We start from the raw sequence: 17,849 nt of genomic DNA, 5'->3' as shown, positions 1-17,849 counted from the left end.
TCCCACCAGATGAAGATCGTCATCTTCGGCGGCACCGGCTTTGTCGGCCTCAATCTGGCGGAGGTGCTGCTCGCGCGTGGCCATGACGTCACGCTGTATGATCTTACGCCGCTCCCGCCGACGGCGCGGCGATCGCTGGCTGACTACGGAGGACGGCTCCGAGCCATTCAGGGCGAGATCAACGACGCGAAAACGATCGACGCCCTCATCGCCGAGGGCTGTGATGCGATCGTGCTGGGCGCGGCGATCACCGCTGGCGAAGATCTCGAGAGAGCGTCGACCTCGCGCGTTCTCGAGATCAACGTGATGGCGCAGATCCCGATCCTGCAAGCCGCGATCCGTCATGGCGTTCGCCGTGCCGTCAATCTCTCGTCAGCCTCGGCCTACGGTGCCGCCGGCCAGCGTCATCAGGTGCTGCACGAGGACACGCCCTGTGATCCCGTCTCGTTCTACGCGATCAGCAAATTCACGTCGGAACGGTCGGTGGCACGTCATGCCGAACTGTTTGGCGGCGATTTCCTCAGCGTGCGCTTGAGCGCCGTGTTCGGCCCGTGGGAGCGGGCCAGTTCGGTGCGCGATACGCCGAGCGTCCAGTTCCAGATTCTGGCGGCGTTCGGTCGCGGCGAGCCGGCTATCATGCCGGATCCAGGGATCAAGGATTGGATCTACGCGGTCGATGCCGCCGAGGCAGTCGCGGTGCTGATCGAAGCCGAGCGTCCCCGCCATCGGCTCTACAACATCTCGAGCGGTGCGGCATGGCCCGCGCTGCAATGGGGCGAGGCGTTTGCGGCGTTGCATCCCGGCCTGCAATGCCGGCTGGCTGCGCCGGGCGAGACGACGTTCATCAAGCTGCATGGGCCGGATCGTGCGCCGCTGTCGGTCGCGCGGATGGCGGATGAATTCGGCTGGCGCGCGCGGTTCGGCTGCGTCGAGTCTGGGGCCGCTATGAGCGCTTGGTGGATGCATCACCGGGAAGGGATCTGACATGCGGCTGGAAGGGCGCACGGCTATCGTCACCGGGGCTGGCTCTGGCATCGGCCGCGCCAGCGCAAAGCTGTTCGCAGAGGAAGGCGCGCGTCTCGCTTTGGTCGATCGCGATGCCGCAGGCCTCCAGGAAACGTTGAGCCTGGTCCGCGAGGTGAACGGCGAGGCAACGACACATGTCGGCGACGTCGGTGATGCTAATTTCGCCGAGGCCGTCGCAAGCGAAATCGTAGCGCGACACGGCCGGCTCGATATCCTGATAACCGCCGCAGGCTTCTCCTGCGGTGGCACGGTGCTGACCACGGACCCGGCAGACTGGGACGCGGTCTTTCGCACCAATGTCGGCGGCACCTGGCTGTGGGCGCGGACCGCCGTGCCGCAGATGCAGCGCCAGGGCTGCGGCTCGATCATCACGCTCGCCTCGCAGCTCGCCATCGCCGGCGGCAAGGGCAACAGCGCCTATATCGCCGCAAAGGGCGCAATCGTCAGCCTGACTCGGACGATGGCGGTCGATTTCGCGACCGACGGCATTCGCGTCAATGCGATCGCGCCGGGCGCGATCGACACGCCGATGCTTCGCCGCAGCTTTGCCCGTCACGCCAATGCGGACGAGGTGCGCGAAGCGTCCCGCAGCCGCCACGCCATGAATCGGTTCGGCCAGGCGGACGAGATCGCGCAGGCCGCGCTGTATCTGGCGAGCGACGCGTCTTCGTTCACGACAGGAACGGTGATGGTGGTCGATGGCGGATGGCTCGCCGCATGAGTGACGCGCTGACACAGCTCGAAGCCGATGTTCGCGCGGATCTTGCCAGGATCGCGCATCCCGGCGCCGCGTGGCTGCCGCTAAGACCGGGGCCGGACGGCAAGCCTGCGCTGGACGTGCTCATCGTCGGCGCCGGCCAGTCCGGCATCGCGATCGGCTTCGGGTTGATGCGCTCCTGCGTCAGTAAGATCCTGCTGCTCGACAAGGCCGCGGAGGGCATGGAGGGCCCGTGGCTCACCTATGCACGCATGCCGACGCTGCGCAGCCCGAAGGACTATACCGGCCCCGATCTCGACATCCCGAGCCTGACCTACCAGTCGTGGCACGAAGCGCGCTTCGGCAAGGAGAATTGGCAGAGGCTCGACCTGATCCCGCGCGGCCATTGGGCGGACTATCTGCTCTGGCTGCGGCGCACGGTCGGATTGCCGGTGCGCAATGGCTGCGAGCTTCTCGAGATTGCGCCGGCGGCCGATGGCCTGCTCGCCGCACAGGTGAAGCGTGCCGACGGCGTCGAGACGCTCTATGCGCGCAAGATCGTGCTGGCGACGGGGCAGGAAGGGATGGGCAGCTGGATCATTCCGGAGCCGCTGAGCCATCTGCCGCCAGCTTCGGTCGCAACCGTCGCCGACGATATCGACTTCAACGATCTTCGCGGCAAGCGTGTCGCCGTGATTGGCGCCGGCGCATCCGCCTTCGACAATGCGGCCACGGCGCTCGAGGCCGGTGCTGCTGAGGTGCACCTGCTCTGTCGACGGGCGCAGATCCAGGTGATCCAGCCCTATCGCTGGCTGACCTTTCGCGGCTTCCTGCGCCATCTCAGCGATCTCGATGATGCCTGGCGCTGGCGCTTCATGCGCACCATCCTCGAGATGCGGGAAGGATTTCCGCAGCCGACCTATGATCGCTGCGCGCGTCACGCCAATTTCGCGCTGCACGAAGGCGCGCCGGTCGAGGCTGCGCGCCGGACCGATCGCGGCATCGAACTGCAAACGCCGCGAGGCATCATCACGGCCGATTTCGTCATCTGCGGCACCGGCATCGATATGAACTTTGTCGGGCGCAATGAACTGTCCAGATTTGCCGGTAACATCGCGACCTGGGCCGATCGGTACCAACCGCCGGAGGGCGAGCGCAATGCGCGGCTCGGCCGCTTTCCCTATCTCGCCGACGATTATGCCTTCACCGAGCGCATGCCGGGCGAGACTCCGTGGATCTCCGACATCCATCTTTTCGCCATCGCCTCGACCATGAGCTTCGGTCCCTCGGGATCGTCGATCAACGCGATGACGACGGCCGTCCCCAAGCTGGTCCACGGCCTGACGCGCGGCCTGTTCCGCGCCGATGTCGGGCATCACTGGGCTTCGCTGAGCGCCTATGACGTGCCGCAAGCCGTGATCACCCGGTCGGCGCAAAATGTGGGGGAATCCCGATGATGATCCGTGCTCCGCTGCGACGAAGCGCCCCCTCAGGATTGGCGCGCAACTTGCTTCTTTCATCATGCCTTGCTGGCATTCTTGTCGAAATCTTGGGGAAAACGAATGCGTTTTGCATCATTCAGGCCGGCGTCTTGTGTCGTCGCCACCGCCACATTGCTGCTCGTCGCCAACGCGCCTGCGCAGGCGCAAACCAGGGCGGAGACGCTGCGCTATGTGACCGGCGCGTCCGTCAACACGCTCGATCCCAACATCCCCGGCTCGACCCGCGAGTCCTTTGCGCTGAGCATGAGCACCTACGACCGGCTGGTGGCATTCGGCCGCAAACAGCTCAACGGCAAATGGGTGTTCGATCTCGACAAGATCACGGGCGAGCTCGCGGAATCCTACGACGTCAGTTCCGATGGCCTGAAGCTCACCTTCCGCCTGCGCAAGGATGCCAAATTCCAGGACGGCTCGCCGGTGACCGCCGAGGACGTGAAGTGGTCGCTCGACCGTTGCGTCACAGCGCCAATCCTCGGCAAGGCGCAGCTCCTGACGGGGTCGTTGACCTCGGCCGACCAGTTCAAGGTGATCGATCCCCTCACCATCGAGGTGACGTTGCCCAAGCCCGACAAGCTGGCGCTGCCCAATCTCGCCACCGTCTATCCGATGATCATCAACTCCAAGGTGGCGAAGGAGCACGCGACGGCGGACGATCCCTGGGCCACAGCCTGGCTGAAGGAGCATACCGCCGGCAGCGGCGCCTATGTGGTCGAGTCCTTCAAGCCGGGCGAGCAGGTCATCATCAAGCGTAACGACGACTGGAATCGCGGCTCGCCCGATAAGCCGGCGTTTTTCAAGCGCGTGATCGTGCAGTCGGTGCCGGAGCCGGCGACACGCGCCAATCTGGTCGAGCGCGGCGATGCCGATCTCGTCGTCGATCTGCAGGCCAGCGACGTGCAGTCGCTCGAGGCCAAGGGCAAGCTCAAGGTGGTCTCGACGCCGCAATACAATTCGATCACGTTTGTCTCGATGAACAACCAGATCCCGCCCTTCGACAATGTCAACGTGCGCCGCGCCATCGCCTTCGCGCTGCCCTATGACGACATGTTCAAGGCCGCGCTGTTCGGCCGCGGTGCGCCGCTGTTCGGCGCGACCTGGCCGGACGGCAAGCCGCTGACCGGCATCTATCCGTTCCAGGCGCCGGTAAAGATCGATCTCGACAAGGCGCGGGAATATCTCAAGGCCGCGGGCCTTCCCGAAGGCTTCTCGACCACCTTCAGCTTCAACGTCGGCCAGGCCTCGACTGCGGAGCCGATGGCGGCTCTGGTGAAGGAATCGCTTGCCAAGATCGGGATCAAGGTCGACATCCAGAAGCTGCCGGATGCGCAGATGTCGACGCAGATCAACGAGAAGAAGCTGCCCTTGTTCACCGAAGGCATCGTCGCCTGGCTGCCCTCGACGGACTATTTCTACCGCAACTTCTACACCGGCAATCAGCGCTGGAATTACAGCTCGATCAATAATCCCGATCTGGCGGCAATCGCGCAGGAAGCCCGCTTCGAGCCGGACAAAGCCAAGTACGAGGAGGATGGCCGCAAGCTCAATGCGATCCATTTCAGCGAGATGCCGCAGATCCCGCTGTGGCAGCCCAACCAGGATGCGGTGATGGCCTCGTCGATCGAGGGCTATACCTACGAGTTTCACCGCCAGGTCGACTACCGCGATGTCAGCCGCAAGTGACGGCAGCAGACGGGAAGGACGCTAGAGGGTGACAAGCGGTCTTGGTGCAACGATGGTGCGGGCGGGCAGGCGGCTTCTATCGTCGCTGCCGGCGCTGTTTGGTGTGCTGGTCTTCACTTTTCTCCTGATGCGCGTCCTGCCCGGGGACCCCGCGGTGTTCTTTGCCTCGGGGCCCAATGCGGGCAAGGAGGAGATCGAGCAGATCCGCAAGCAGATGGGCCTCAACAAGTCGGTGCCGGAGCAGCTCGTGTTCTATCTCTCCGACATCGGCCACGGCAATCTCGGCCGCTCGATGATGACCGGGCAGCCTGTGCTCAAGGATTTGCGGGAGCGCCTGCCGGCTTCGCTCGAGCTCACCTTCACCGCGCTGTTGATCGCCCTCATTGCGGCCGTGCCGCTCGGCGTCCTTGCGGCGCTGCGGCCGGGCTCGCTCGTCGATCACGGTGTGCGGATGTTCTGCGCGCTCGGCGTCTGCGTGCCGACCTTCGTCTCGGGCCTGCTGCTGATCTACGTCTTCTATTACCTGCTCGGGCTTGCGCCCGATCCGACCGGGCGGATCGATGTCTTCACCTCGTTGCCGCCGCAGCGCACCGGCTTCCTCTCGATCGATTTCCTGCTCGCCGGAGACATCGACGGCTGGTGGGCGGCCTGCAAGCAATTGATCCTGCCGGCGGTGAGCATGGCGCTGTTCGTCATCGCACCATTGGCGCGGATCACGCGGGCCTCGATGCTGGTCTCGCTCGGTAGCGATTTCGTGCGCACCGCGCGCTCGGTCGGGCTGTCCTGGCGCAAGGTGGTCATTACCTATGCGCTGCGCAACGCGATCCTGCCCGTCATCACCATCGCCGGAATCGTATTCTCGACCATGCTTGGCGCGAACGTCCTGGTGGAGAAAGTGTTCTCCTGGCCGGGCGTCGCGTCCTACGCGCTCGACGCGCTGCTGTCCTCGGACTATGCGCCGGTGCAGGGATTCGTGCTGTTGATGGCGAGCGTTTTCGTGCTGGTCAATCTGGTCGTCGACATCTGTTACGGCATCGCCGATCCCAGGGTGTCGATCGAATGACCAGCGCAACTCTCCGGCATTCGATCTGGATTCTGCGCGGAAACCCGCTCACCGGCATTGCCGCGGCGGGCGTTCTCCTGTTCGTTCTGGTCGCGATCTTCGGGCCTTGGATCGTGCCCTATGATCCCGTGGTCTCGAATGTCTCGGAGGCGCTGCTGCCGCCGAGTGCAGCCCATATCGGCGGCACGGATCAACTCGGACGCGACGTGTTCAGCCGCCTCGTCATCGCAGCGCGGCTCGACCTTGCGATTGCGGTCTCCGCGGTCGGCATCTCCTTCGTGCTCGGCGCCGTCATCGGCTCGTTCTGCGGCTATGCGGGCGGCAGGCTCGACCGCGCGGTCGGCCGCTTCGTCGACGTGATGATGGCTTTTCCGCTGTTCGTGCTGGCGATGGCGATGGTCGCGGCACTGGGAAACCGGATCGAGAACATCGTGATCGCGACCGCGATCATCAATCTGCCGTTCTACATCCGCTTCGCGCGGGCGGAGGTCAACGTCAGGCGCAACGTCGGTTGGGTCGAGGCCGCGCGCGCCTGCGGCGAAAGCCATTTCTCGGTGGTGCTGCGCTTCCTGCTTCCGAACATCCTGCCGGCGATGGCGGTGCAGATCTCGCTCAATCTCGGCTGGGCGATCCTGAACGCGGCCGGCCTGTCCTTCATCGGCCTCGGCGTCAAGCCGCCGACGCCGGAATGGGGCATCATGGTCGCGGAAGGCGCACGCTTCATCTCGACCGGACGGTGGTGGCTGGTGGCGTTCCCGGGCCTGGCACTGATGATGGCAGTGCTCTGCTTCAATCTCTTGGGGGACGGGATGCGGGACATTCTCGATCCCCGCATGCGCACATGAGCGAGAAACTGCTCAGCATCGACGACCTCCACGTCTCGTTCTCGACGCGGCGTGGAATGGTCGAGGCCGTCCGCGGGGTCACGCTCGCCGTCGAGGCCGGCGAGATGCTCGGCCTTGTCGGCGAGAGCGGTTCGGGCAAGTCAGTCACCGGCTTTGCAACGACGCGGCTACTGGATTCGGCCGGGCGCGTCACTGCCGGAAAGATCCTGTTTCGCGGGCAGGACGTCACGAAACTCAGAGGCGACGACCTTCGTCAGCTGCAAGGCGCCGCCATGTCGATGATCTTCCAGAACCCGCGGGCGGCGCTCAATCCGATCAGGGCGATCGGCTTGCAGATCGCGGACGCCATCCTCACCCACAAGCGGATATCGAAGGACGCCGCCCGCGCCGAGGCGCTCGAGCTGCTGCACGCGGTGCAGATACGCGACCCCGGGACGCGGATGAATGCCTATCCGCATGAACTCTCCGGCGGCATGTGCCAGCGCGTCATGATCGCGATCGCGATTTCCTGCAATCCCGCGCTGTTGATCGCCGACGAGCCGACCACCGGGCTCGACGTCACGACGCAAAAGGTGGTGATGGATCTCCTGGCGGACATTGCCGCCGCGCGCGGCATGGCGACGATTTTGATCACGCACGATCTCGGTCTTGCGGCGCGCTATTGCCGCCGCATCGCCGTGATGGAGCGCGGACGGATCGTCGAGGAAGCAAGCCCAAAAGCCCTCTTCGGCGCCCCGCAGCACGCTTACACCAGGCGTCTGGTCGCGGCTTCACCGACCGCGGTCTCGCGGATCGAGGATCTCGTGACGGAAGAGGAAAGGGAGGGTTACGCTGCGATCGTCAGCAAGCCCAGGCAGGAGCTCGCGGCAGGCACGCCGCCGCTCCTTGAGGTGCGGAAGCTTGCAAAGCGCTTTGATCAGGGGGCGGCCGCGGTTGCGGACTTCTCCATGACGATGGCCGGCGGCGAAAGCGTCGGGCTCGTCGGCGAATCCGGGTCCGGCAAGAGCACGACGTCGCGCATGATCTGTCGTCTGATCGATCCAAGCGAAGGCGACATCGTGTTCGACGGGCAGTCGATCGGCCACGTCGCGGCGCGCGACTTTCACCGCTCGCGCTTGCGCAAAGACATTCAGATGGTGTTCCAGGACCCGAACGAGAGCCTCAACCCGCGCTTCACTGCTTTCGATTGTATCGCCCATCCCTTGCTGCGGCTTGATGGTTTGCGGGCGGGCAACGAATTGCGCCAGCGGGTGAATGAGTGCGCGGAGCGGGTGGGATTGCCGCTGGATCTCCTGCCGCGCTTTCCGCACCAGCTCTCCGGCGGCCAGAAGGCCCGTGTCGGGATCGCCCGCGCCATCGCCTGCCGGCCGCGGCTTCTGGTGCTGGACGAGCCGACCGCCGCGCTCGACGTCTCGGTGCAGGCGGTGGTGCTGCAACTGCTCGACCGCCTGCGGCGCGAGAACGACATCGCGCTATTGTTCGTCAGCCATGATCTCAACGTGGTGCGCATGCTGTGCGACCGTACCATCGTGCTGCGCAATGGCGGCATCGTGGAGCAGGGCGAAAGCCGGGCGCTGTTCGATAATCCGAAGACGGACTACACGCGCAAGCTGGTCGAGGCGATTCCCCATTTCGAGGCCGGGCCGGCTCTGGCGGCGGCTCTTTGATATTGGAGTGCCGCAGAAATCAGATGAGTTCCTGCAAGCGAAGGCCCGGTTAGTGGCATACCATTTGCACGCTAATGGGCTCGGTTTCACCTGCCCTTGGCCAACGAACGGCCGGCATCACGACATTATTGGGAGGACTTCATGGATCGCAGGACCATATTGAAGGGACTGGCTAGCGCGGGCGGCTTGGCGCTGACGGGTGGCCTCTCGGCTCCTGCGCTGTCGCAAGGCGCGGCAGCCCGCACCCTGCGTTTCGTGCCGCAGGCCAACCTCGCCAATTTCGATCCGATCTGGGGCACCCAATATGTCGTGCGCAACGCCGCCGCGATGGTCTGGGACACGCTCTACGGCATCGATTCCTCGTTCCAGCCGCAGCGGCAGATGGTCGAATCCGAGGAAGTGACGGACGACGGCACGACCTGGACGTTCAAGCTGCGGCCGGGACTCAAATTCCACGACGGCGAGCCGGTGCTGAGCAAGGACGTCGTCGCGAGCCTGACGCGCTGGTCGGCGCGCGACCCGATGGGCCTGATGCTTAAGGCGCTCCAGCAGGAGCTCACCGCCGTCGACGACCGTACCTTCAAATGGGTGCTGAAGCAGCCCTTTCCGAAAATGCTGTTCGCGCTGGGCAAGAACAACTCGCCATGCGCCTTCATCATGCCGGAGCGCATCGCGCAGACGGACCCGTTCAAGCAGATCTCGGATTATATCGGCTCCGGCCCACTGAAGTTCGTCAAGGGCGAGTGGGTCCCCGGCGCAAAAGCCGTGTTCGAGAAGTTCGCGGACTATGTGCCGCGGCAGGAGAAGCCGTCGTGGCTCGCCGGCAGCAAGCAGGTGATGATCGATCGCGTCGAATGGGTGATCATGCCGGACCCGGCGACCGCGGCAGCCGCGTTGCAGAACGGCGAGATCGACTGGTGGGAGAACCCGATCGCAGATCTCGTTCCGGTCCTGAAGAAAAACAAGAATATCAGTGTCGATATCGGCGATCCCCTCGGCAATATCGGCTCGTTCCGCATGAATTTCCTGTATCCGCCCTTCAACGATGTGCGGGCGCGACGCGCGGTGCTGATGGCGCTCAGCCAGGAAGACTATATGCGTGCGATCGTTGGTGACGACAATTCGCTCTGGAAGCCGCTGCCTGGCTACTTCACGCCGGACACGCCGCTCTACACCGAAGTGGGTGGCGAGATTTTGAAGGGCAAGCGCGATCTCGACGCGGCCAAGAAGCTGCTTGCCGAGAGCGGCTATTCCGGCCAGCCGGTGACGTGCCTTGTCGCGCAGGATCAGCCGATCACCAAGGCGATGGGCGACGTGACCGCGGATCTCCTCAAGCGGCTCGGCATGAACGTCGACTTCGTCGCGACGGACTGGGGCACGGTCGGCTCCCGCCGCGCGCAGAAAACACCGCCCGGACAGGGCGGCTGGAACATGTTCCACACCTGGCATGCAGGCGCGGATTGCGTCAATCCGGCACCGTACACCGCCATTCGTGCCAATGGTGACAAGGCCTGGTTCGGCTGGCCCACCAGCCCCGGCACCGAGAAGGAAGTCACGTCCTGGTTCGAGGCCAAGAACCTCGACGAGGAGAAGGCCGCCATCGGTCGTCTCAACAAGGCGGCGATGGATGACGTCGTCTACGCCCCGACCGGCTTCTTCCTGGGCTACACCGCGTGGCGCAAGAACGTCTCTGGCGTTGCCAAGGGACCGGTCCCCTTGTTCTGGAACGTGACGAAGTCGGCATGATCGCGCGCTGAAGCCAAATGCTCTCCTACATCCTCCGGCGCATCGTCTCGACCTTGCCAGTGATGGCAATCGTCGCGTTGTTCGTGTTCAGCCTGCTCTACATCGCGCCCGGGGATCCGGCCGTGGTGATCGCGGGCGACCAGGCAAGCCCGGAGGATGTGGAGCGCATTCGCCAGAGCCTCGGTCTCGACCGGCCTTTCCTGATCCAGTTCGGAAGCTGGGTCTGGCGCATCCTGCACGGCGATCTCGGCACCTCGATCTTCACCAACCTGCCGGTCTCGACGATGATCGGGCAGCGTCTCGGACCGACGCTGTCGCTGATGATGGTGACGCTTCTGCTCACGATCGTGATTGCGGTGCCGCTCGGCGTCGTGGCGGCGTGGAAGGCCGGCAGCCTGATCGACCGTGTCATCATGGGCTTCGCCGTGTTCGGCTTCTCGCTGCCCGTCTTCGTGGTCGGATACATGCTCGCCTACATCTTCGCGCTCGAACTGGAATGGCTTCCGGTGCAGGGCTATACGCCGCTCGCGCAAGGCTTCTGGCCGTGGCTCGAGAACCTGATCCTGCCGGCGATCGCGCTCGGCTGTGTCTACATCGCGCTGATCGCGCGCATCACCCGCGCCACCATGCTCGAAGTGCTTCAGCAGGACTATATCCGCACCGCGCGCGCCAAAGGGCTCGGGCAGGGCGGCATCCTGTTCATTCACGCCCTGAAGAATGCGGCGGTGCCGATCGTCACGGTGATCGGGATCGGCATTGCGCTCCTGATCGGCGGCGCAGTGGTGACCGAAAGCGTGTTCGCGATTCCCGGCCTCGGCCGGCTCACGATCGATGCGATCCTGCGCCGCGATTATCCTGTGATTCAGGGCATCGTCCTGTTGTTCAGCTTCGTCTACGTCCTCGTCAATCTGATGATCGACGTCATCTATACGCTCGTTGACCCGAGGATCCGCTATTGACCGATACGACCGTTAGCCTGCAATCGCTTCCGGCCGGCTTCGTCGTCGCGCCGCAACTGCCCGAAATCTTTCGGCCGGTCGTCATCCGTCGTGGCCTTGTGGGATTGTTGCGGGGCCATCCGACGGTTGCGATCGGCGGCGCGTTGTTGCTGACGCTCGTCCTGATCGCAGTCTTCGCGCCCTATCTCGGGACGGTCGATCCGACCGCGCTCGCGCCCGCCAAGCGCACCCGCGCGCCGTCGGCCAATTTCTGGTTCGGCTCCGACGTGCTCGGCCGCGACATCTATTCACGCGTGCTCTTCGGCGCGCGGGTCTCGCTCACGGTCGGCCTGTCGGTCGCGATATTCGCGTCGGCGGCCGGTCTTGCCATCGGCATCGTCTCCGGCTTCATCCGCTGGGCCGACGGCATTCTGATGCGCTTCATGGACGGCTTGATGTCGATACCGCCGATCCTGCTGGCGATCGCGCTGATGGCATTGACGCGCGGCAGCGTCGGCAACGTCGTCCTGGCGATTACGATAGCGGAAATCCCGCGCGTCTCGCGCCTCGTGCGCAGCGTGGTGCTGTCGCTGCGCGAGCAGCCCTACGTGGACGCGGCGGTGGCCTGCGGCACGCGCACGCCGATGATCATCCTGCGCCACATCCTGCCCAACACGGTCGCGCCCATGCTGGTCCAGGCGACCTACATCTGCGCCAGCGCCATGATCACTGAGGCGATCTTGTCCTTCATCGGTGCCGGCACGCCGCCGACCATCCCGTCTTGGGGCAACATCATGGCCGAGGGCCGCGCGCTGTGGCAGGTCAAGCCCTACATCGTGTTCTTCCCGGCAGCCTTCCTGTCGGTCACCGTGCTCGCCGTGAATTTGCTCGGCGATGGTCTTCGCGATGCGCTCGATCCGCGCATGGCCAAGAGTCTCTAGTGCCGAGGGGCTGATCGCGATGGCACTGCTCGAAGTCGACAATCTGCAAACCCACTTTCGTACGCCCGGGGGCATCAACCGGGCGGTCGACGGTGTGTCCTTCCATGTCAACGAGGGCGAGACGCTGGCGATCGTCGGTGAGTCCGGCTGCGGCAAGTCGGTGACCTCGATGTCGCTGATGCGGCTGATCCCCGAGCCGCCCGGCAAGATCGCAGGCGCCGTCCGCTTTTTGGGCAGGGACTTGCTGCAACTGTCCGAACACGAGATGCGCGCCATCCGCGGCAACGACATTTCGATGATCTTCCAGGAGCCGATGACCAGCCTCAATCCGGTCCTGACCGTCGGCCGTCAGATCCGTGAGACGCTGATGATCCATCAAGGCCTGGACAAGCAGGCCGCAGAGGCACGCGCCATTGAGATCCTGATTCTGGTTGGCATTCCCGAGCCGAAGCGGCGCGTGCGCGAATATCCGCATCAGCTTTCCGGCGGCATGCGCCAGCGCGTGATGATCGCGATTGCGCTTGCCTGCAACCCAAAACTGCTGATCGCGGATGAGCCGACCACCGCGCTCGACGTGACCATCCAGGCGCAGATCCTCAAGCTGATGCTGGACCTCAAGCGCCGGGTCGGTGCCGCGATCATCCTGATCACCCACGATCTCGGCGTCGTCGCCGAGATCGCCGAACGCGTCATGGTGATGTATGCAGGCCGCAAGGTCGAGGAGGCGCCGGTCGCAGATTTGTTTCGCTCGCCGCGCCATCCCTATACGCAGGGCTTGCTCGGCGCGGTGCCGAGGCTCGGCTCCTCCCTGACTGGCACCGCGCGGCGCCTGGCCGAGATTCCCGGGCAGGTGCCCGATCTCAGAAAGCCGATAACCGGCTGCGTCTTTGCCGGGCGTTGTTCGCTCGCGACTGATCTGTGCCGCCAATATGCGCCGGGGCTTGAGGAAAAAGGGCCTCGCCACGTTGCCGCCTGCCACTACGCCATCAAGGGAGCCGCCGCGGCATGAGACCCCCGCTGCTCCAGGTCAACGACCTCAAGAAGCATTTTCCGGTCAAGACTGGCCTGTTCGGGCGCAGGTCCGAATGGGTCTATGCGGTGGACGGCGTGTCCTTTGAGATCGCGCGCGGCGAGACACTGTCGCTGGTCGGAGAATCCGGCTGCGGCAAGTCGACGGTCGGCCGTGCCATCCTGCGGCTGTTCGACATCACCTCGGGCCAGGTGATCCTCGATGGCCAGCGTATTGACGACGCCGCGCCGAGCACGATGCGCCAGATGCGACGCCGGGTGCAGGTCGTGTTCCAGGACCCGTTCTCGAGCCTCAATCCGCGGATGCGCGTGCGCGACATCCTGGCCGAGCCGATCCGCAATTTCGGCCTCGCCAAGTCCGCAGCCGATCTCGAGATGCGTGTCACGGATCTGATGGACATTGTGCGCCTGCCGCGCGAGGCGCTGAGCCGCAGGCCGCACGAGTTCTCGGGCGGCCAACGTCAGCGCATCGGCATCGCACGGGCGCTTGCCGCCGAGCCCGAACTGATCGTCTGCGACGAGGCGGTCTCGGCGCTCGACGTCTCGGTCAAGGCGCAGATCGTCAATTTGTTGCAGGATCTCCAGAACAAGTTCGGTCTGGCGCTGCTGTTCATCAGCCATGACCTTGCGATCGTCGAGCACATGACCCATCGCGTCGCGGTGATGTATCTCGGCAAGATCGTCGAGGTGGCGCCGCGCCGGGAAATCTTTGCCGCGCCGAGACATCCCTATACCAAGGCGCTGCTCTCCGCGGTGCCGGTGCCCGAGCCTGGTGCCGAGCGCAATCCCATTATCCTTGGCGGTGACGTGCCAAGTCCGATCAACCCGCCGAGCGGATGCCGTTTCCACACCCGTTGTCCTTACGTCTTCGACCGCTGCCGGACAGAGGAGCCGCAACTTCGTTCGAGCGGCAGCGAGCAGTGGGTGGCGTGCCATCTCGACGCACTGCCGCAGGGTTAGACTGTCATCGTCCTTGTGGACTATGAATGCGCGAGATCTCGTCAGGTGGCTTTTGATCTGCGCTTGAGCTTTGCGGCACCTTCGAGATGCCGGCGCAAGAGCGCGGCTGCGGCCTCGTGCTGGCCCGCTTCGAGCTGGTCGAGGATGGCGAGATGCTCGCGGCAGTTCACGATCACGCGCTGATGACCGAACGTCCAGTCGTAATTGCCAAAGCGCCGCAGCCGGTTCTGCTGCTGAACCGCGACCAGCAAATAGCGGTTGCCTGATGCCGCGGCCAAGCCTTCGTGAAAGGCTGCGTTCATCTCGTAGAGCGCGATGCTGGCGGTGTCGCTCCACGGCATCGCCAGCATCTCCTGATGACGACGGCGCATGTCGGCGGTCCATGCCGGGTCGAGCCGAAAGCCGGGCTCGAGCAGCCCGGCCGGTTCGATCAGTATGCGGTAGCGATAACTTTCGTCGCGAGCCTGCGCATCGGCGATGATCGGCTGAAAACGCCAGCCATGTCCGGGCTTGCGCTGGACGGCGGCAACTTCGGCAAGCCTGGTGAGGACACGCTGCACGACGGGCCGTGTCGCATCGTAGCGCTGCATCAGGTCGCGTTCGGACACCTCGTCCGCCAGCCGCCCGGCGCGGCGATCGCGCGCGATCGCGAGGAACAGCCGGTCGGTATCGTCGGGGCTCAATCTTGGCGGTGCCTTGTGCGGGACGGGGGCCGTGTCGGCGACGAAATAGCCGCGCCGCGCGCCGGCGCGCACGAGCTTGCGGCTCGCCAGAAGCTTCAATGCGGCGCGCACCGGCGTTCGCGACACCTGCAGGCGCTCGGCGAGCGCGACCTCGGCGAGCCGCGTGCCGGGCGCAAGCCGCTCGCTCCGGATCAGCTCCATGATCGCCGCGGACAGTTCGCGCTGGAGACGGCTTGGACGCGCCTTTTCCGTCACTGAATTTTTTTGTGTCATGTCGTTACAAAATACAATAGGCTTTTCGGAAAGCAAAGGAAGTTCAAAAAGGAACCTGGCGCCCCATGGTCGAACCCTTTCCCCTGATCGAAATTTCTGGTCCGCCTCGCGAGCGCGGACGTCAATACGGGCACAAGGCGGCGGACCGCATTCGCAAGGGGACGTCGCATTACTTCGCGCAGTTGAAGGAGCTCTCGCTCGATGCGAAGGGCGTGGCCGAGCTGGTGCGGGACTATCTGCCTGTTATCGAGGAATTCGAGCCGAGCTACATCGAGGAGATGCGCGGCATCGCCGAGGGTGCCGACGTTCCGTTCGAGGATGTCGTCCTGCTCAATGCCCGCACCGAGATCATCAAGCTTGCCAATCCGGCGATCCGTGCGCGCCTGAAAACGCCGGAAGATCCGGATGGCTGCACCGGCGTCGTCGTGCTGCCGCAAGCATCCGCCAATGGCCGTCTCATCCACGCCCAGAACTGGGACTGGAAGCGCGAATGCGCTGAGACCGCGGTGGTGCTGAAGGTGCGGCGCGACGACGGTCCTGATCTGATGACATTCACCGAGGCCGGCGCGCTCGGCCGCTGCGGCTTCAATTCCGTCGGCATCGCGATCACCGCGAACTATCTCGAAAGCGACCGCGACTATCGCCAGGTTGGCGTGCCCTTGGCGCTGATCCGTCGCAAGGTGCTGGAGAACGAGCATCTCGCGCTCGCAATGCGCGCGGTCTATTGCACCAAGAAGTCGGCGGCCAACAACATGATCGTCAGCCACCGCGAGGGCGTCGCGATCGACTTCGAATGTGCCCCCGACGAGACGTTCCAGGTGCATCCGCAGAACGGCCTTCTGGTCCACGCCAACAACTTCCTCAGCCCCGTCGCGCTCAGCAAGTTGAAGGATACCGGCATCTTCAACACGCCGGATAGTCTCTACCGCGACATCCGCGTCCGCGATCTGCTCCAGCCGCACATCGGCAGCATCAGCTTCGACACCGTCAAGAATGCGCTGTTCGACGAGTTCGCCTATCCCTGGTCGGTGTGCCGTCCGCCGCGCCGCAATCTCAACAACAATCTCAGCGCCACTGTGGCGATGATCCTGATGGAGCCGGCGAGCGGAGTGATGCAGGCGACGCCGCTGCCGGCACTCAATCGCGAGTTCACGACCTACCGGCTCGAGATCGACGAGATCGGGCGGGCCGCGTTCGAGCGGTCGGCCGCGGCGGGGGCGGCGTGATGCGCCGGCGGCGGCCGTCGCCGACATGGGCGCTCGGTCTGGCCGCACTGGCCCTGCTGGCGATGCTGGGGAAGGCCGGCGCCGAAACATTGTTGCGGACGCGGCTCAACGCCGACATCCGCTCGACCGATCCCGGCACCAATCGCGACGCTAACACCGACGGCGTGATCGCGCATGTGGTGGAGGGGCTGGTCGCCTTCCGTGACGATACCTCGGTCGGTCCGATGCTGGCCGAGAGCTGGGCCGTCTCGAATGAAGGCAAAACCTACACGTTCCGCCTCCGGCAAGACGTCAAGTTCCACAACGGCGCGACCATGACCGCGGACGACGTGGTCTGGTCGCTGAAGCGCTGGCTCGACCCGGCGACGCAATGGCGTTGTCTGTCCGAATTCGGTGCCACCGGCATCGCGCGGATCGAGAAGGTCGAGGCGCCTGATCCGCAGACCGTGACCATTACGCTCGATCAGCCGACGGCCTTGTTCCTTTCGACTCTGGCGCGGCCCGATTGCGGCCAGACCGCTGTCATTCACCGTGACTCCGTCGGCGTAGACGGCAAGTGGATCGCTCCGATCGGCACCGGCCCGTTCAAGCTGGCGGAGTGGAAGCGGGGGCAATATGTCGATATCGTCCGCTTCGACGGCTATGTCTCGCGTAGCGAGCCGCGCACCGGTTACACCGGCGCCAAGGACGTCAAGGTCGATCGCGTGCGCTTCAACGTGATCCCGGACAGCTCGGCGGCGAAGGCGGGGTTGCTCAGCGGCTCGCTCGACGTGATCATGAGCCTGTCGATCCCCGATCTCGAAGAGCTCAAATCGCGGCCCGAAGTGCAGCTCAGCATCACGCCCGCGCTCGGCCTCACCGGCATCCTGTTCCAGACCAAAGACCCACTGCTGAAAGACGTGCGGATCCGCCGCGCCATTGCGCTGTCGATCGACACCGTGCAGATCGTCGATGCCGTGATGATGGGCACGGCGCGGCCGAACAATTCCGCGCTGCCGCTCGGTAGCCCGTTCTACAGCGAGGCGCAGTCGCACGGCTACGTGCAGAACATCGCCGAGGCCAAGAAGCTGCTGCTGGAGGCCGGTTATCGCGGCCAGCCGATCAAGATGATCACCAACAAGCGCTACAGCTTCGTGTTCGATTCCTCCGTGCTGGTGCAGGCAATGGCGCAGACCGTCGGGATCAATATCGAGCTCGAGGTGATGGACTGGGCGGCGCAGCTCGACCGCTACAACCGCGGCGACTACCAGTCGATGGCCTTCGTCTATTCGGCGCGGCTCGATCCCTCCCTGAGTTTCGAGATGCTGACCGGGCCGAAAGCAGCACAGCCGCGCAAGATCTGGGACAATCCGGAGGCGCAGGAGATGCTGCGCCAGTCCATGATGATCGACGATACGGCCAAGCGGCAGGCGCTGTTCGACGAGATGCACAAGCGCTTCATCGCGGATGTGCCGATGATCGTGCTGTTCAACGGTGCCGAGCTGACTGCGTTGCGCAAGGGCATCAAGGGCTATGCCGGCTGGCTCTATCCGCAGCCGCGGTTCTGGGGCGTCACGGTTCAGTAGACAAGGGC

Annotated in this window: 15 protein-coding genes; 14 read left to right on the top strand and 1 reads right to left on the bottom strand. The window is 64.5% G+C overall.

The window, feature by feature from the left end:
• Positions 1 to 9: 9 nt before the first annotated feature.
• The 12 genes from FXV83_RS04785 to FXV83_RS04730 all read left to right on the top strand — a co-directional run bounded on the left by FXV83_RS04785 (position 10) and on the right by FXV83_RS04730 (position 14,094).
• A complete protein-coding gene (locus tag FXV83_RS04785) occupies positions 10 to 984 on the top strand; it encodes an NAD-dependent epimerase/dehydratase family protein (RefSeq protein ID WP_148738055.1) in 975 nt (324 codons plus the stop codon).
• 1 nt (position 985) lies between these two features.
• Complete coding sequence (locus FXV83_RS04780; RefSeq protein WP_148738054.1) at positions 986 to 1,747, top strand: SDR family oxidoreductase; 762 nt, start codon at positions 986 to 988, stop codon at positions 1,745 to 1,747.
• On the top strand, positions 1,744 to 3,180 hold the full coding sequence (locus FXV83_RS04775) for an NAD(P)-binding domain-containing protein (RefSeq protein ID WP_148738053.1): 1,437 nt from the start codon (positions 1,744 to 1,746) through the stop codon (positions 3,178 to 3,180). The genes FXV83_RS04780 and FXV83_RS04775 overlap by 4 nt, the downstream gene beginning before the upstream one ends.
• Before the next feature lie 105 nt (positions 3,181 to 3,285).
• Positions 3,286 to 4,905, top strand: coding sequence for an ABC transporter substrate-binding protein (locus tag FXV83_RS04770; RefSeq protein WP_148738052.1), 1,620 nt, complete (start codon positions 3,286 to 3,288; stop codon positions 4,903 to 4,905).
• A gap of 28 nt (positions 4,906 to 4,933) precedes the next feature.
• Entirely contained in the window at positions 4,934 to 5,968 is a 1,035-nt protein-coding gene (locus FXV83_RS04765; RefSeq protein ID WP_148738051.1) for an ABC transporter permease, read from the top strand.
• Complete coding sequence (locus tag FXV83_RS04760; RefSeq protein ID WP_148738050.1) at positions 5,965 to 6,813, top strand: ABC transporter permease; 849 nt, start codon at positions 5,965 to 5,967, stop codon at positions 6,811 to 6,813. The genes FXV83_RS04765 and FXV83_RS04760 overlap by 4 nt, the downstream gene beginning before the upstream one ends.
• Complete coding sequence (gene nikE, locus FXV83_RS04755) at positions 6,810 to 8,480, top strand: nickel ABC transporter ATP-binding protein NikE (protein WP_148738049.1); 1,671 nt, start codon at positions 6,810 to 6,812, stop codon at positions 8,478 to 8,480. The genes FXV83_RS04760 and nikE overlap by 4 nt, the downstream gene beginning before the upstream one ends.
• A 141-nt stretch (positions 8,481 to 8,621) precedes the next feature.
• A complete protein-coding gene (locus FXV83_RS04750) occupies positions 8,622 to 10,226 on the top strand; it encodes an ABC transporter substrate-binding protein (protein WP_148738048.1) in 1,605 nt (534 codons plus the stop codon).
• Positions 10,227 to 10,243: 17 nt separating this feature from the next.
• Complete coding sequence (locus tag FXV83_RS04745; protein WP_148738047.1) at positions 10,244 to 11,185, top strand: ABC transporter permease; 942 nt, start codon at positions 10,244 to 10,246, stop codon at positions 11,183 to 11,185.
• The gene (locus tag FXV83_RS04740) at positions 11,182 to 12,105 is read left to right on the top strand and encodes an ABC transporter permease (RefSeq protein WP_148738046.1); all 924 of its coding nucleotides are present in this window, start codon (positions 11,182 to 11,184) and stop codon (positions 12,103 to 12,105) included. The genes FXV83_RS04745 and FXV83_RS04740 overlap by 4 nt, the downstream gene beginning before the upstream one ends.
• A 19-nt stretch (positions 12,106 to 12,124) precedes the next feature.
• Positions 12,125 to 13,114, top strand: a complete 990-nt coding sequence (locus FXV83_RS04735) for an ABC transporter ATP-binding protein (RefSeq protein ID WP_187435656.1) — start codon at positions 12,125 to 12,127, stop codon at positions 13,112 to 13,114.
• On the top strand, positions 13,111 to 14,094 hold the full coding sequence (locus FXV83_RS04730; RefSeq protein WP_148738044.1) for an ABC transporter ATP-binding protein: 984 nt from the start codon (positions 13,111 to 13,113) through the stop codon (positions 14,092 to 14,094). The genes FXV83_RS04735 and FXV83_RS04730 overlap by 4 nt, the downstream gene beginning before the upstream one ends.
• A gap of 41 nt (positions 14,095 to 14,135) precedes the next feature.
• Here the strand turns inward: FXV83_RS04730 and FXV83_RS04725 are convergent, their stop codons facing one another.
• Positions 14,136 to 15,032 carry a GntR family transcriptional regulator gene (locus FXV83_RS04725; protein ID WP_235939308.1) on the bottom strand — a complete coding sequence of 299 codons (897 nt, stop codon included), beginning with the start codon at positions 15,030 to 15,032 and terminating at the stop codon, positions 14,136 to 14,138.
• 83 nt (positions 15,033 to 15,115) lie between these two features.
• Here FXV83_RS04725 and FXV83_RS04720 point away from each other — a divergent pair, with 83 nt between their 5' ends.
• Complete coding sequence (locus FXV83_RS04720; RefSeq protein ID WP_148738042.1) at positions 15,116 to 16,276, top strand: C45 family autoproteolytic acyltransferase/hydrolase; 1,161 nt, start codon at positions 15,116 to 15,118, stop codon at positions 16,274 to 16,276.
• Positions 16,276 to 17,841, top strand: coding sequence for an ABC transporter substrate-binding protein (locus FXV83_RS04715; RefSeq protein WP_235939307.1), 1,566 nt, complete (start codon positions 16,276 to 16,278; stop codon positions 17,839 to 17,841). Before FXV83_RS04720 ends, FXV83_RS04715 begins: the two co-directional genes overlap by 1 nt.
• Positions 17,842 to 17,849 lie beyond the last annotated feature (8 nt).

Source organism: Bradyrhizobium hipponense, assembly GCF_008123965.1.
Classification (GTDB): Bacteria; Pseudomonadota; Alphaproteobacteria; order Rhizobiales; family Xanthobacteraceae; genus Bradyrhizobium; species Bradyrhizobium hipponense.
The sequence above is the reverse complement of the archived record's forward strand: the minus strand, read 5'-3'. Positions and strand labels throughout refer to the sequence as shown.

Excerpts from the sequence above, each read along its gene's own strand:
- FXV83_RS04785 (WP_148738055.1), top strand. The coding sequence starts at position 10 with ATGAAGATCGTCATCTTCGGCGGCACCGGCTTTGTCGGCCTCAATCTG.
- FXV83_RS04780 (WP_148738054.1), top strand. The coding sequence starts at position 986 with ATGCGGCTGGAAGGGCGCACGGCTATCGTCACCGGGGCTGGCTCTGGC.
- FXV83_RS04775 (WP_148738053.1), top strand. The coding sequence starts at position 1,744 with ATGAGTGACGCGCTGACACAGCTCGAAGCCGATGTTCGCGCGGATCTT.
- FXV83_RS04770 (WP_148738052.1), top strand. The coding sequence starts at position 3,286 with ATGCGTTTTGCATCATTCAGGCCGGCGTCTTGTGTCGTCGCCACCGCC.
- FXV83_RS04760 (WP_148738050.1), top strand. The coding sequence starts at position 5,965 with ATGACCAGCGCAACTCTCCGGCATTCGATCTGGATTCTGCGCGGAAAC.
- nikE (WP_148738049.1), top strand. The coding sequence starts at position 6,810 with ATGAGCGAGAAACTGCTCAGCATCGACGACCTCCACGTCTCGTTCTCG.
- FXV83_RS04750 (WP_148738048.1), top strand. The coding sequence starts at position 8,622 with ATGGATCGCAGGACCATATTGAAGGGACTGGCTAGCGCGGGCGGCTTG.
- FXV83_RS04745 (WP_148738047.1), top strand. The coding sequence starts at position 10,244 with ATGCTCTCCTACATCCTCCGGCGCATCGTCTCGACCTTGCCAGTGATG.
- FXV83_RS04735 (WP_187435656.1), top strand. The coding sequence starts at position 12,125 with ATGGCACTGCTCGAAGTCGACAATCTGCAAACCCACTTTCGTACGCCC.
- FXV83_RS04730 (WP_148738044.1), top strand. The coding sequence starts at position 13,111 with ATGAGACCCCCGCTGCTCCAGGTCAACGACCTCAAGAAGCATTTTCCG.
- FXV83_RS04720 (WP_148738042.1), top strand. The coding sequence starts at position 15,116 with ATGGTCGAACCCTTTCCCCTGATCGAAATTTCTGGTCCGCCTCGCGAG.
- FXV83_RS04715 (WP_235939307.1), top strand. The coding sequence starts at position 16,276 with ATGCGCCGGCGGCGGCCGTCGCCGACATGGGCGCTCGGTCTGGCCGCA.